The organism is Streptomyces sp. NPDC001156 (assembly GCF_053598275.1).
This window is the reverse complement of sequence record NZ_JBSFJX010000219.1, coordinates 1-12,874: the sequence shown is the minus strand read 5'-3', so window position 1 is coordinate 12,874 and position 12,874 is coordinate 1. Positions and strand designations below refer to the sequence as shown.

The following is a 12,874-nucleotide window of genomic DNA, read 5'->3' as shown; positions in this document are numbered from 1 at the left end:
TGATACCGGCTGAACGCCCCGGGACAGCGGTCGCCGCAGACTCTTCTGGGGGCTGGGCGAAGATCCGCACCCCGCACACCTCCCGCGCTGAAGCACACGCGGTGTGCCGGGAGTTCGCCCACCTCGTCCCCGACTTCCCCGCCCTCGATCCCTTCCGCCCACACGTGCCCGCAGACGCCCCGGCGTCCGGGGCCCTGGTCAAACCGCTGCCGGTGACGGACTGAGAGGAGTGATCCGTCGTGAACCGTTCGATCCGCCCCGATGCCGTTCTGATCCAAGCCGTGATCGCCGGTGCCCTGTCCTTTGCGCACCTGCATGATCTGGCGGCGGCGGCCGGACAGTCCGGGTGGAAGGCGTGGGCCTATCCGGTCTCGGTCGACCTGCTGTTGGTCGCCGCCTGGCGCCGACTGCGCACCGGCCGGGACCGCTCGTCCTGGACCTGGTTCGCGATCGCCCTGTGCGCCTCACTCGGCGCCAACGTCGCCACCGCGGGCCTGCTCGACCTGCACAACGTGCCCGCCTGGCTGCGCATCCTCGTCGCCGGATGGCCCGCACTCGCCTTCCTCGGCGGAACACTCCTCGTCCACGCCCCCACCCCGAAGACCCCGGACCCGGCATCGAACCCCGAACCCGCCGCACCGCAGGTCGAGATGGACCGAGCCGACGCCCCCGAACCAGCCCCGGTACCGGCGGCGGAGCTGCCCGCAGCATCCCCGCCGCCCGCGTCCGCCCCGGCCGTCCCGTCAGCACTGCTCGACCACGCGCGGTCGATCGCCGACGCGCACCGGAACACAACGGGCGAACCGATCACTGCTGACGCGCTCACCGCCCGGCTCGGCCTGCCCGCCCCGACCTGCCAGGCAATCGCCACCCAACTCCAACTCACCTGACCCGAAGGAGGCTCCGCCCCATGCGCCCGAATCGCTTCTACCGGGTGGTGCAGATCGGGCCGGTCAAGGTCGGCACCTACAACAACGGCCGTGGCCAGACCCGGCACACCGCCGCCTGCACCGCACCCGGCTGCGGCTTCTCCACCGAGCACCGCGACCGCTCGGCCGCCGAACTCGCCGCCCGCACCCACCGCTGCAACGCCTAACCGAGAGGAGATCACCCGTGTTCACCCCGAAGTACCCGACCCCGGACACCGCCCCCACCCCGCCCACCACGGCGCAGCCCTCCACCGCGACGGCCCCTGTTCCCGCCCCGCAGATGGGCCCGGCCCCGGTCGCCCCGGCGTCGAGCCGGCCCACTGTTCAGCTCACCCCGGGCAGCGCGCTTGCGCTCGTTGCTGGTGGCGGTGCCGTGGTTCTGGTCGTCGGCGCGGTCCTGGTCTCGCTGCTGCTGGCCGTGGCCATCACCGGCGTCTCGGTCGCCGTGGTCGCGGTCGTCCTGCGCCTGCTCATCAAGGACCTGCACAAGCACTAAACGGCCCCCGGAGCGGTCTCCGTCGCCAAACTTCCGCCGCTCCGGGCGCCTGCACCTCTTCCAGATCCAACGGACCCGAAAGGGAAGCCCCATCATGCCCCAGCACGCCCCGAACACGCCCGTCTGCCGCGCCTGCGACGGCTTCGCCACCGTCGCCATCACCACCGGCACCCGACACCGCGACGGCACCCGCGCCACCCTCCGCGTCGACTGCCCGGCCTGCAACGGCACCGGCCACACCACCACTGCTCCGGCCCTGGTGCCGGCAGGGAGGTGACCGCGTGAAGAGCCTCACCACCTAGGCCCACATCGAGCCGGACACCCGCTTCCGCGTCACCGCCTTCGCGGACAGCGCCGACCCCTTTGTCAGCCTCCGCGTCGGGGGCGACCTCGTCGAGATCGCACTGTTGGCTGCCCCTGGCACCTCCGAGGCACTGCGCAACCTGGCTGCCGCAGCACTCGAAGCCGCCGACGCTCTGGACGCTTTGAACACCAACGCGCCGGAGGTGTCCGCGTGACCGACACCGCCACCGCGGCGGGCCTCGATGCGGCCACCCTCGCCGACGTGCTCAGGGTCGCCGCATCCGGCGACTTCGACCGCTGGCAAGAACAGATCAAACGCACCGGCGGCTGCGCCGACCCCATCCGGCTCGCAGGCTCCACCAAGACGATCGACCCGGCCACCCGCACGGTCCTGCACCACTACACCACCGAGCACGAACCGGGCGGCATGCTCCGCGTGGCCTGCGGCAATCGCCGGGCCTCCCGCTGCCCGGCTTGCGCCTGGACCTACGCGGGAGACACCTACCACCTCATCCGCGCCGGACTGACCGGAGACCCCGACAAGGGCACCCCGCACACCGTGCGCGACCACCCCCGCGTCTTCGCGACCCTCACCGCCCCCTCCTTCGGCCCCGTCCACAACCGCCCCGGCAACCGACCCTGCGCCTGCGGCACCCACCACCCGGAAGACGCGCCCGAGCTGGGCACCCCGCTGGATCCAGCAACGTACGACTACGCGGGCGCCGTGCTGTGGAACAACCATGCCTCCGACCTGTGGCGTTACTTCACGATCTACCTGCGCCGCGAGATCGCGAAGCGGGCCGGCCTCACCCAGAAAGCCGCCCACGAACAATCCCGCGTCTCCTTTGGCAAGGTCGCCGAATACCAAAAACGCGGGGCCGTCCACTTCCACGCCGTCATCCGCTTCGACGGACCCGAAGGGCCCGACACCCCGCCTGCCGTCTGGGCCACCCTCGACCTGCTCACCGACGCCATCCACGCCGCAGCCGCCCGCGTCACCGTCGACGTGCCACCCGCCGGTGACCAACCCGCACGCACCCTGCGGTGGGGCACGCAGCTCGACGTCCAGCCGATCGGCGCCTTCGGCAACGGCGAAGACATCACCGAACAGGCCGTCGCCTCCTACGTCGCCAAATACGCCACCAAAGCCGCCGAGACCACCGGCACCGTCGACCGCCGCATCGGCAACAAGGAAGCCCTCGCCCTCCTCGGCGTGCCCGACCACCCGCGCCGGCTGATCGAGGCGTGCCTCGACCTGCACCCGCTCTACCCCGAGCGGAAGTTACGGGACTGGGCTCACATGCTCGGCTTCCGCGGCCACTTCTCCACCAAGTCTCGCCGCTACTCCACCACCCTTGGCGCTCTGCGCCAGGTCCGCGCCGACTACCGCGCCGCCCAGCAACGCGCCGCCCTCGGCCTGCCCGACCCCGACGACGACCCGGAGGCAACCACGCTCACCCTCGCCCACTGGACCTACGCCGGCCACGGCCACACCCCCGGCGAATCCTGGCTCGCCGCCAACATCCGCCGAGACATCCAACACAACCGTGAAACCGCCCGCGAAGAACTCGCCGCCCTCGACACCCAGGAAGGGGGGTGGTGACTGTGGCCCGTCCGCTTCCCGCCCGTTACCTCACCCCGGTGGACCTGGCTGATCTGCTCGGCGTGCCGTTGGAGACCGTCTATCAATGGCGCCGCAAGCGCACCGGCCCTCGTGGCTTCCGTGTTGGGAGGCACCTGCGCTACGACCCCGAAGACGTCCGCCATTGGATTGCCGACTTGATGGAGGGGGCTGCCTGATGGCCGGGCACATCCAAGACCGTTGGTACAAGTCGACTGATGGCCCGGACGGCAAGCCCATGAAGGTCAAGACCGAGCGGCACGGCGTCGGCCTGCGCTATCGCGCCCGGTATGTCGGCCCGGACGGTACGGAGAAGTCCAAGAGCTTCCCCGATGGGCAAAAGCGCATCGCTGAGAAGTGGCTCGCTCAGATCGAGGCCGACATGTCGCGGGGCCAGTACATCGACCCGCGCGCCAGTCGGACCACGTTCCAGCAGTACGCGGAACGCTGGATCGCGGCCCAGACAACAGACGTGGCTACCCGCACGGTTGTCGGGACGCGGCTTCGCCTCCACGCCTTCCCGCACATCGGCTCCCGTCCGCTCGGCTCGTTCCATCCCGAGCACATTCGGGAGTGGTCCCACACGCTGGAATCGTCTGGGCTGGCCACCTCGTACCGACGGGCCATCTTCGGCAACGTCTCGTCCGTCTTCAGGGCTGCCGTGGACGATCGGCTCATTGCCAGGAACCCATGCCGCGCCGGATCGGTCAGGGCCCCGAAGCCCGCTGTCGGCCGCGTACGACCGTGGAGTGTTGACCGCGTGTTCGCCACACGCACGGAGCTACTGGAACGCTTCCGAGCAACCGTCGACGTCGGAGGAGGTTGCGGACTGCGGCAAGGCGAAATCTTCGGCCTACCCGTCGACGAGGTGGGGTTCCTCACGGGCTGGCTGCACGTGGGTTATCAGGTGAAGCCGATCAATAGGCATCTGGTCTTCGCGCCGCCGAAGGGCGGAAAGGTACGTGACGTACCTCTCCCCAAGCAGGTCGGCGCCGCCCTTGCTGCCCACGTTGAGCACTTCCCGCCCGTTGAAGTCACCCTCCCGTGGCGCACTCTGGACGGCCCCCCGGTGACGAAGAAACTGATCTTCACGAACGAGGACGGTTCGGCACTGCACCGGAACGCCTTCAATCTCAGCGTCTGGAAGCCTGCACTCGTGGCGGCAGGTGTCATCCCTGAGCCTGAGCGGGGCAAGCGGGCCCAAGCATCCCGCGAGGACGGCATGCACGCGCTGAGGCACTTCTACGCCTCCGTGCTCCTGGACGCCGGGGAGAGCATCAAAGCTCTGAGCCAGTACCTCGGGCACAGTGATCCGGGATTCACGCTGAAGGTCTACACACACCTCATGCCGAGCAGCGAAAGCCGCACCCGGTCGGCCGTGGACGGCATGTACGAAGCGGCCGGGAAAGCTCACGACGGCCCAGAGACGGCCCAGGTTGCCTAAGCAACACTGCTACCAGCGGCAAAACCGCTGGTAGCAGTACGTTTGACCCAGCTCGGTCAACAAATCACCATAGTCTCGTGAGAGGTAACGCCTACCCGGAAAGGTGTTACGCCATACCCGCGTGACCAGCGTCGTAATGCGCGTCGTCTGTCGTTATCTGTCGTCGCTGGGCGCCCTCGGACGGCCCAGGGACGCCCCGAACCAGGGCGTGTTGCGAAAGTGCGTGCGGTGACGGACGGGTCCTAGTACCCCTGGACAGTCCTGGATCCGTGTCTGTTTCTCATCCGGAGTCGTCGATGGCCGTTCGTCGCGTCATGCCCGTCGAGCGATCGGGTCATGTACGGAGGCTCCCTTACTGAGGCAAACGGCACAGGTTAGGGTGGCCAACGTAAAGCACTCGCGGGAGCCCGGGCGCACCGGGCTGAGAGGGAGGCTGGCGGCCTCCGACCGTACGAACCTGATCCGGGTCATGCCGGCGAAGGGAGGGAGCTGGACGCCCATGTCGTCTACACCCACGTCAGACGTCCTCGTCGTCGGGGGCGGGATCATCGGACTGGTGACCGCCTGGCGGGCGGCGCAACGCGGTTTCGCCACCGCAGTGGTGGATCCCGAACCGGGCGGCGGAGCGGCCCAGGTGGCCGCCGGAATGCTCGCCGCCGTCACCGAACTGCACTACGGGGAGCAGACCCTGCTCGCCCTCAATCTGGAGTCCGCGCGCCGCTACCCGGACTTCGCCACCGAGCTGACCGAGGCCACCGGCCACGACCTCGGTTATCGCAGGTGCGGCACGCTCGCCGTCGCGCTCGACGCCGACGACCGCGCCCACCTGCGCGAACTGCACGCCCTCCAGCAGCGGTCCGGCCTCGCGTCGGAGTGGCTGAACGGACGGGACTGCCGCCGCCTGGAGCCGATGCTCGCGCCGGGTGTGCGCGGGGGGCTCAGAGTCGACGGCGACCACCAGATCGACCCGCGCCGCCTGGTCACCGCCCTGGCCACGGCATGTGAACGCGCCGGGGTCGTCTTCCACCGGACGTGGGCCGAGCGGCTCACGGTGGTGCGCGATCGGACGACCGGGATCAGAACCGGCGAAGGCGCGGACCTGACCGCCGCCCGGATCGTCCTCGCCGCCGGCAGCCTCAGCGGCCGGCTCGCGGGGGTCCCGGACGAGGTTCTGCCGCCCGTGCGGCCGGTGAAGGGCCAGGTGCTGCGGCTGACGGTGCCGAGGCGGTACGCACCGTTCCTGAGCCGTACCGTCCGTGCCGTCGTCCGGGGCAGCCAGGTCTATCTGGTGCCGCGCGAGAACGGCGAGCTCGTCGTGGGCGCCACCAGCGAGGAACTGGGCTGGGACACCACGGTCACCGCGGGCGGTGTGTACGAGCTGCTGCGGGACGCCCACGAGCTGGTCCCCGGGATCACCGAGCTGCCGCTCACCGAGACCCGCGCCGGACTGCGCCCGGGCTCGCCGGACAACGCGCCACTGCTCGGCCCGACCGAGCTCGACGGCCTGCTCCTGGCCACCGGGCACTACCGCAACGGCGTCCTGCTCACCCCGGTCACCGGTGATGTCATGGCACACGTCCTGACCACCGGCGACCTCCCCGACGAGGCCCGTCCCTTCACCCCCCGGCGCTTCGCCGCCGCAGCACTCACGGAGCAGCCCGTATGAACATCTCGGTCAACGGCGAGCGCCGCCAGGTGACCCCCGGTATCGCTCTCGACGCCGTTGTGCGGACCCTCACCGCGGCGCCCTCGGGAGTGGCCGCCGCACTCAACGAAACCGTCGTCCCGCGTACGCAGTGGCCGTCGACGTCCCTCACGGAGGGTGACCGCGTCGAGGTCCTCACCGCAGTCCAAGGAGGCTGACCCATGGCCGACGATCCCTTCGTCCTCGGTGGTACTACCTACTCGTCCCGGCTGATCATGGGCACCGGCGGCGCACCGAGCCTCGATGTGCTGGAGCGGGCACTGGTGGCCTCCGGCACGGAGCTGACGACGGTGGCGATGCGGCGCGTCGACGCCTCGGTGCACGGCTCGGTCCTCTCCGTGCTCGACGGGCTGGGCATCCGGGTGCTGCCCAACACCGCGGGCTGCTTCACCGCGGGCGAGGCCGTGCTCACCGCCCGCCTCGCACGGGAGGCGCTGGGCACGGACCTGGTCAAGCTGGAGGTCATCGCCGACGAGCGGACCCTGCTGCCCGACCCGATCGAGCTGCTGGAGGCGGCCGAGACCCTGGTCGACGAAGGTTTCACGGTGCTGCCGTACACAAACGACGACCCCGTCCTCGCCCGGAAACTGGAGGACGTCGGCTGCGCCGCGATCATGCCGCTCGGCTCGCCGATCGGCTCCGGGCTCGGGATCCGCAACCCGCACAACTTCCAGCTGATCGTGGAGCACGCGCGTGTGCCGGTCATTCTGGACGCGGGCGCGGGTACCGCGTCGGACGTGGCCCTCGCCATGGAGCTGGGGTGCGCGGGTGTGATGCTCGCCTCGGCGGTGACCCGGGCACAGGAGCCGGTGCTGATGGCGGAGGCGATGCGGCACGCCGTCGAGGCGGGCCGGCTGGCACTGCGGGCGGGCCGTATCCCGCGCCGGCACTTCGCCGAGGCGTCGTCCCCCACCGGTGGTGTGGCCCGGCTGGACCCGGAGCGGCCCGCCTTCTGAGGGCGCCTTCCGTGGGGGCGCACGCATGCGGCGTGCGTCACAGGACGGCTGCAGTCATGCCCCGGTGGAGCAGTAACACCGGGGCCCGACAGTGCGCCCTCGTAGACTCACCTGCGTGGATACGACCCTTCAGGACCCCCTCGTCGGCCAGGTGCTCGACGGCCGCTACCGCGTCGACGCGCGAATCGCGGTCGGCGGGATGGCCACGGTCTACCGGGCCGTGGACACCCGCCTCGACCGTGTGCTCGCGCTGAAGGTGATGCACCCGACGCTGGCCGCCGACGGCTCGTTCGTCGAGCGCTTCATACGCGAGGCCAAGTCGGTCGCCCGCCTCGCCCACCCGAACGTGGTGCAGGTCTTCGACCAGGGCACCGACAGGTCGTACGTGTACCTCGCCATGGAGTACGTCGCCGGGTGCACCCTGCGTGACGTGCTGCGCGAGCGCGGGGCGCTGCAACCGCGCGCCGCCCTCGACATCCTCGAGCCGGTGCTGGCGGCGCTCGGTGCCGCGCATCGCGCCGGGTTCGTGCACCGCGACATGAAGCCGGAGAACGTGCTCATAGGGGACGACGGCCGGGTGAAGGTCGCCGACTTCGGTCTCGTCCGGTCCGTGGACACCGTCACGAACACGACCGGTGCCGTGCTCGGCACGGTCTCCTATCTCGCGCCGGAGCAGATCGAGCAGGGCACCGCGGACCCCCGGGTCGACGTGTACGCGTGCGGGGTCGTTCTCTACGAGATGCTCACCGGCGCGAAGCCGCACCACGGCGACTCCCCCGCCCAGGTGATCTACCAGCACCTGAACGAAGACGTGCCGCCGCCCTCGGCCGGCGTGCCGGGGCTGTCCGTCGAGCTCGACGAGCTGGTCGCGTCGGCGACCGCCCGCAACCCCGAGCTGCGCCCCCACGACGCCGTGGCGCTGCTCGGCCAGGTGATCCGGGCGCGCGGCGCGCTCAGCCCCGACCAACTGGACGCCGTACCGCCGCAGGCGCTCGCCCAGGCGCACGACAACGCGCATGACCGTACGAGCGTGCTGCCGAGGCTGCTCCAGGTGAACCCGGTGAACGAGGACGAGGACGAGAAGGCGGTGCTCCACCGCACGAGCCGGCTGGAGATGCCGCCGCCCGAACCCGCCGGGCGCCAGAGACGCCCCCGCCGCGGGATGCTGGCGCTGATCATCGCTCTGCTGGTGGTCTTCGGCGCGGGCGCCGGCGTCTGGTACATCAACTCCGGCCAGTTCACCAAGGTCCCCCCGCTGCTGGCGAAGACGGAGGCCGAGGCCCGGCACCAGCTCAAGGAGGCCGGGCTCGAGGTCAGGCAGGTCAAGCACGCCTACAGCGACACGGTCAAGCGCGGCACGGTGATCAGCAGCGACCCGGCGACGGGCGCACGGATCCGCGCCAACGACTCGGTGACGCTGACCGTGTCGGACGGCCCCGAGACCGTGCGGGTCCCCGATCTGAAGGGCTATCGGCTGGACAAGGCCCAGGCCCTGCTGAAGCAGGGCGGCCTGGCCGCGGGCATGGTCACCCGGGAGTTCAGCGAGGACGTGCCTAAGGGCTTTGTGACGGGCACGGACCCGGAAGCGGGCACCGAGCGCCACAGCGGCTCGGCGATCGCGCTGACCGTCAGCAAGGGCAGCCCGGTGGAGGTGCCCGATGTCAGGGGCTCGTCCGAAGACGACGCCAGGGCCGAGCTGGAGGACGCGGGGCTGCGGGTGCAGATCGCCGACACCCAGGTCACGTCCGAGTTCGACGCCGGACAGGTGGCCCAGCAGTCGCCGGGCGGGGGCAAGGAGGTCGGCCAGGGCGACACGGTCACGCTGACGATCTCCAAGGGCCGCGAGATGGTCGAGGTGCCGGACGTGGTCGGCGACAACGTGGACGACGCGAAGAAGACCCTGGAGGACGCGGGCTTCCAGGTCGAGGAGGACCGAGGCCTGCTGGGCCTGTTCGGCGACACGGTCAAGAAGCAGTCGGTGGAGGGCGGTCAGAAGGCCCCGAAGGGCTCGACGATCACGATCAGGATCCGCTGACGGGTTCGCCGGGTGATCACCCGGGGAGACCGGCCGGGAGGGCGCCGGGGGCGCATGACACCCTGGAAGGGTGACGACCCAGCAGTCCCGTGGCCCCCTTCGCGGGTCCGGTGGCCCCCGCAACCCGATCGGCGCCCACGTACCGGTGGCCGGTGGTCTGAACGCGGTCGGGCTGGCCTACGCGCGTGATCTCAAGGCCGAGACCGTGCAGGTCTTCGTCGCCAATCCGCGCGGCTGGGCGACACCCACGGGCAGCCCGCGGCAGGACGAGGCGTTCCGGGCCGCCTGCGCCGCCGGGTCCATCCCGGTGTACGTCCACGCCCCCTACTTGATCAACTTCGGCTCGCACACCGAGGCGACCGCCGAAAGGTCCGTGGAGTCACTGCGGCACTCGCTGCGCCGGGGCCGTGAGATCGGGGCGCTGGGCGTGGTCGTGCACACCGGCAGCGCCACCGGCGGCCGGGAGAGGACCGTCGCGCTGAAGCAGGTGCGCGAGCATCTGCTGCCCGTGCTGGACGAGCTGACGCACGACGACGACCCCTTCCTCCTGCTGGAGTCGACCGCGGGCCAGGGTGCCTCCCTGTGCTCACGCACCTGGGACTTCGGGCCGTACTTCGAGGCCCTCGACGCCCACCCCAAGCTGGGCGTCTGCCTCGACACCTGTCATGTCTTCGCCGCCGGGCACGATCTGACCGCGCCGGGCGGGATGCACCGGACGCTGGACCTGCTGGTGGACACCGTGGGTGAGGGGCGGCTCAAGCTGATCCATGCGAACGACTCGAAGGACGTGGTCGGCGCCCACAAGGACCGCCACGCCAACATCGGCCAGGGCCATATCGGCGAGGACGCGTTCCGCGCCCTGATGACCCACCCGGCCACCGAGGGCGTGCCCCTGGTCATCGAGACGCCGGGCGGCAAGGAGGGGCACGCGGCGGATGTGCAGCGCCTGAAGGACCTGCGCGCTTTCTGACCCCTGGGGGCACGGGGTTCCCGGCTGGTTGTGGAATACCCCCCGGGGGTATACCGTTCCAGCCTCGTACGGGAACCGTGGCCAGAGCCTGGGGGCAGCCATGCAGCACGGATCGCACGCCGAGCACGCTCGGCACAACGAGGGGCACATCGAGCACGCGGAGCACAACGCCGGGCACCCACACCCGGAGGAGGAGACCCACCACGGCGGGCGGCACCACCACCCTGGCGCGAGGTGGAACGTGGCCGTGCAGGCGACCCTCCACTGTCTCACCGGCTGCGCCATCGGCGAGGTGCTCGGCATGGTGATCGGCACGGCGTTCGGCTGGAGCAACCTGCCGACCACCGTCCTGGCGATCGCGCTCGCCTTCTTCTTCGGCTACGCGCTCACCCTGCGCACGGTCATCCGTGCGGGCGTGGGCTTCCGCACGGCGTTCCGTGTCGCGCTGGCCGCGGACACCCTGTCGATCGCGGTGATGGAGCTGATCGACAACGGCGTGATCGTGCTGTGGCCGGACGCGATGGACGCCCAGCTGGACGACACGCTGTTCTGGTCCTCACTCGCTCTCTCGCTCGCGGCCGCCTTCGTGGTGACCACCCCGGTCAACAAGTGGACGATCGGCCGCGGCAAGGGCCACGCCGTGATGCACCAGTACCACTGACGCAGGCGGGGGGGACGGACCCAGGGGTCAGAGCTCGGGGCCGTCCCCGGGCTCCTCCTGGTACGAGTAGCGCTGTTCCTTCCACGGGTCGCCGAGGTTGTGGTAGCCGCGCTCCTCCCAGAAGCCGCGGCGGTCGGCGGTCATGTACTCGACGCCACGGACCCACTTGGGGCCCTTCCAGGCGTACAGGTGCGGAACGATCAGGCGCAGCGGGAAGCCGTGCTCAGCGGTGAGCAGCTCGCCGTCCTTGTGGGTGGCGAAGATCGTACGGTCCGAGGCGAAGTCGGCGAGGCGCAGGTTCGAGCTGAATCCGTACTCCGCCCAGACCATGACATGGGTGACGGTGGGCGCCGGCGGCGCGATCTCCAGGATCGTACGGGCCGGAATGCCGCCCCACTCGGCCCCGAGCATGCTGAACTTCGTGACGCAGTGCAGATCGGCCACCACGGTCGAGTACGGCAGCGCCGTGAACTCCTCGTGGTTCCAGCTGTGCTTCTCGCCGTCTGCGGTGGCGCCGAAGACCCTGAACTCCCAGCGCTCGGGTCGGAACTTGGGGACGGGACCGTAGTGCGTGACCGGCCAGCCCCGCTGCAGTCGCTGTCCCGGCGGAAGCTCGGACCGTACTGCTTCTCCAGATTCGCGCTCCACCGGATGACCCATGACTCCATCCTGACAGACCGCGGAGGGTGCACATGACCAGCGGGATCCCTTTTCCGGACAACCCATACTGAGTGTGCACTTACTGGACGCCCTTCGGTGCCAGTGAAATCATGCGGCGCAACCCCGCCAGTCCCCGCTCGGAAGGAGCCCGCGCAATGCAGGGCGACCCGGAGGTCATCGAGTTCCTCAACGAGCAGCTCACCGGTGAGCTGACCGCGATCAACCAGTACTTCCTGCATGCGAAGCTGCAGGAGAACTACGGCTGGTACAAACTCGCCAAGCACACGCGGGACGAGTCGTTCGACGAGATGAGGCACGCGGAGGTGCTCACCGACCGCATCATCTTCCTGGAGGGCCTGCCGAACTACCAGCGGCTCTTCCATGTGCGGGTGGGGCAGACCGTCACGGAGATGTTCGAGGCGGACCGGCAGGTCGAGGTGGAGGCGATCGACCGGCTCAAACGGGGTGTCGCGATCATGCGGGAGAAGGGCGACATCACGTCCGCGAAGATCTTCGAGTCGATCCTCAAGGACGAGGAGGACCACATCGACTATCTGGACACCCAGCTGGCCCTGGTGGAGAAGCTCGGTGAGGCGCTCTACATCGCACAGCTCGTCGAGCAGCCGGACAGCTAGGCGGCCTCTCCCAGACCTTCCAGCTCCTGCGGCCCCTCCGGACGGCGCGGGCCGCTCAGCTCGGTGAGCACCGGCTTCCCCTGGTCGGCGAGCTCACGGCGAGGGCAGGAGCCGCGGCCCAGCAGGGCCTGGATCCGTCGGACGCACGAGCCGCAGTCCGTGCCCGCCTTGCAGGCGGACGCTATCTGCCGGGGGGTGCAGGCACCGTCCGCCGCGTGCTGCTTGACCTGCTGCTCGGTGACACCGAAGCAACTGCAGACGTACACGCGGTTCACCTCCCGGCGGGATCGAGGGTCATGCCGTCCCGACTGATCGGTGAGGCAAACCTAACCTTACCCGTGGCGCGCGGGTGGGAAAAGTGCGGTGGGGCGTGCGCCGCCAGCGCATGAAGGCCAGAAGCGTGAAGTCAGCCAGCAAGTACGCCCCGAACATCGGCAAGCACCCCGCCGCCGCCCAGAG

At 70.1% G+C, this 12,874-nt stretch carries 16 protein-coding genes, 1 pseudogene and 1 riboswitch; of the genes and pseudogenes, 15 read left to right on the top strand and 2 right to left on the bottom strand.

Translation table 11 applies throughout. The features are described from left to right. The 14 genes and pseudogenes from ACWDA7_RS43945 to ACWDA7_RS43880 form a co-directional block, all read left to right on the top strand. A pseudogene (locus tag ACWDA7_RS43945) lies at positions 1-224 on the top strand (plasmid transfer protein); the annotation flags it as partial. A 15-nt stretch (positions 225-239) separates the two neighbouring features. Further along, positions 240-890 (top strand): DUF2637 domain-containing protein, encoded by a 651-nt coding sequence (locus tag ACWDA7_RS43940; protein ID WP_450612626.1) that lies wholly within the window; start codon positions 240-242, stop codon positions 888-890. Positions 891-910: 20 nt separating this feature from the next. Then, complete coding sequence (locus tag ACWDA7_RS43935) at positions 911-1,096, top strand: mobile element transfer protein (protein ID WP_355812693.1); 186 nt, start codon at positions 911-913, stop codon at positions 1,094-1,096. Between the two features lie 17 nt (positions 1,097-1,113). Next, positions 1,114-1,425, top strand: a complete 312-nt coding sequence (locus ACWDA7_RS43930) for a SpdD protein (protein ID WP_450612624.1) — start codon at positions 1,114-1,116, stop codon at positions 1,423-1,425. A gap of 94 nt (positions 1,426-1,519) precedes the next feature. Further along, complete coding sequence (locus ACWDA7_RS43925; RefSeq protein WP_450612622.1) at positions 1,520-1,702, top strand: hypothetical protein; 183 nt, start codon at positions 1,520-1,522, stop codon at positions 1,700-1,702. A gap of 237 nt (positions 1,703-1,939) precedes the next feature. Then, positions 1,940-3,331 carry a replication initiator protein RepSA gene (gene repSA / locus ACWDA7_RS43920; protein ID WP_450612621.1) on the top strand — a complete coding sequence of 464 codons (1,392 nt, stop codon included), beginning with the start codon at positions 1,940-1,942 and terminating at the stop codon, positions 3,329-3,331. Positions 3,332-3,333: 2 nt separating this feature from the next. Next, positions 3,334-3,528, top strand: a complete 195-nt coding sequence (locus ACWDA7_RS43915) for a helix-turn-helix domain-containing protein (RefSeq protein WP_450612628.1) — start codon at positions 3,334-3,336, stop codon at positions 3,526-3,528. Then, positions 3,528-4,793 (top strand): tyrosine-type recombinase/integrase, encoded by a 1,266-nt coding sequence (locus ACWDA7_RS43910; protein ID WP_450612619.1) that lies wholly within the window; start codon positions 3,528-3,530, stop codon positions 4,791-4,793. The genes ACWDA7_RS43915 and ACWDA7_RS43910 overlap by 1 nt, the downstream gene beginning before the upstream one ends. A gap of 389 nt (positions 4,794-5,182) precedes the next feature. Then, positions 5,183-5,294: riboswitch (TPP riboswitch) on the top strand. Further along, positions 5,293-6,459 carry a glycine oxidase ThiO gene (gene thiO / locus ACWDA7_RS43905; protein ID WP_450612617.1) on the top strand — a complete coding sequence of 389 codons (1,167 nt, stop codon included), beginning with the start codon at positions 5,293-5,295 and terminating at the stop codon, positions 6,457-6,459. It overlaps the preceding riboswitch by 2 nt. Continuing rightward, the gene (thiS, locus tag ACWDA7_RS43900) at positions 6,456-6,656 is read left to right on the top strand and encodes a sulfur carrier protein ThiS (RefSeq protein ID WP_450612615.1); all 201 of its coding nucleotides are present in this window, start codon (positions 6,456-6,458) and stop codon (positions 6,654-6,656) included. Before thiO ends, thiS begins: the two co-directional genes overlap by 4 nt. A gap of 3 nt (positions 6,657-6,659) precedes the next feature. Further along, positions 6,660-7,454, top strand: coding sequence for a thiazole synthase (locus ACWDA7_RS43895; RefSeq protein WP_361821424.1), 795 nt, complete (start codon positions 6,660-6,662; stop codon positions 7,452-7,454). 115 nt (positions 7,455-7,569) lie between these two features. Then, positions 7,570-9,489, top strand: a complete 1,920-nt coding sequence (gene pknB, locus ACWDA7_RS43890) for a Stk1 family PASTA domain-containing Ser/Thr kinase (RefSeq protein ID WP_450612613.1) — start codon at positions 7,570-7,572, stop codon at positions 9,487-9,489. 70 nt (positions 9,490-9,559) lie between these two features. Beyond that, positions 9,560-10,459, top strand: a complete 900-nt coding sequence (locus ACWDA7_RS43885; protein WP_450612611.1) for a deoxyribonuclease IV — start codon at positions 9,560-9,562, stop codon at positions 10,457-10,459. A gap of 100 nt (positions 10,460-10,559) precedes the next feature. Then, positions 10,560-11,120, top strand: coding sequence for a DUF4396 domain-containing protein (locus ACWDA7_RS43880; RefSeq protein ID WP_450612609.1), 561 nt, complete (start codon positions 10,560-10,562; stop codon positions 11,118-11,120). Positions 11,121-11,147: 27 nt separating this feature from the next. On the opposite strand, the gene ACWDA7_RS43875 is transcribed toward ACWDA7_RS43880, so the two are convergent. Continuing rightward, positions 11,148-11,780, bottom strand: a complete 633-nt coding sequence (locus tag ACWDA7_RS43875; protein ID WP_359389089.1) for a sulfite oxidase-like oxidoreductase — start codon at positions 11,778-11,780, stop codon at positions 11,148-11,150. Positions 11,781-11,935: 155 nt separating this feature from the next. Here ACWDA7_RS43875 and bfr point away from each other — a divergent pair, with 155 nt between their 5' ends. Beyond that, positions 11,936-12,415, top strand: a complete 480-nt coding sequence (bfr, locus tag ACWDA7_RS43870; RefSeq protein ID WP_450612607.1) for a bacterioferritin — start codon at positions 11,936-11,938, stop codon at positions 12,413-12,415. On the opposite strand, the gene ACWDA7_RS43865 is transcribed toward bfr, so the two are convergent. Then, complete coding sequence (locus tag ACWDA7_RS43865; RefSeq protein WP_450612605.1) at positions 12,412-12,690, bottom strand: (2Fe-2S)-binding protein; 279 nt, start codon at positions 12,688-12,690, stop codon at positions 12,412-12,414. The genes bfr and ACWDA7_RS43865 overlap by 4 nt on opposite strands. Positions 12,691-12,874 lie beyond the last annotated feature (184 nt).

Bases quoted from the DNA above. Each gene is read 5' to 3' on its own strand.
- ACWDA7_RS43935 (WP_355812693.1), top strand. From the start codon at position 911: ATGCGCCCGAATCGCTTCTACCGGGTGGTGCAGATCGGGCCGGTCAAG.
- ACWDA7_RS43925 (WP_450612622.1), top strand. From the start codon at position 1,520: ATGCCCCAGCACGCCCCGAACACGCCCGTCTGCCGCGCCTGCGACGGC.
- ACWDA7_RS43910 (WP_450612619.1), top strand. From the start codon at position 3,528: ATGGCCGGGCACATCCAAGACCGTTGGTACAAGTCGACTGATGGCCCG.
- thiO (WP_450612617.1), top strand. From the start codon at position 5,293: ATGTCGTCTACACCCACGTCAGACGTCCTCGTCGTCGGGGGCGGGATC.
- thiS (WP_450612615.1), top strand. From the start codon at position 6,456: ATGAACATCTCGGTCAACGGCGAGCGCCGCCAGGTGACCCCCGGTATC.
- ACWDA7_RS43895 (WP_361821424.1), top strand. From the start codon at position 6,660: ATGGCCGACGATCCCTTCGTCCTCGGTGGTACTACCTACTCGTCCCGG.
- ACWDA7_RS43880 (WP_450612609.1), top strand. From the start codon at position 10,560: ATGCAGCACGGATCGCACGCCGAGCACGCTCGGCACAACGAGGGGCAC.
- ACWDA7_RS43875 (WP_359389089.1), bottom strand. From the start codon at position 11,780: ATGGGTCATCCGGTGGAGCGCGAATCTGGAGAAGCAGTACGGTCCGAG.
- bfr (WP_450612607.1), top strand. From the start codon at position 11,936: ATGCAGGGCGACCCGGAGGTCATCGAGTTCCTCAACGAGCAGCTCACC.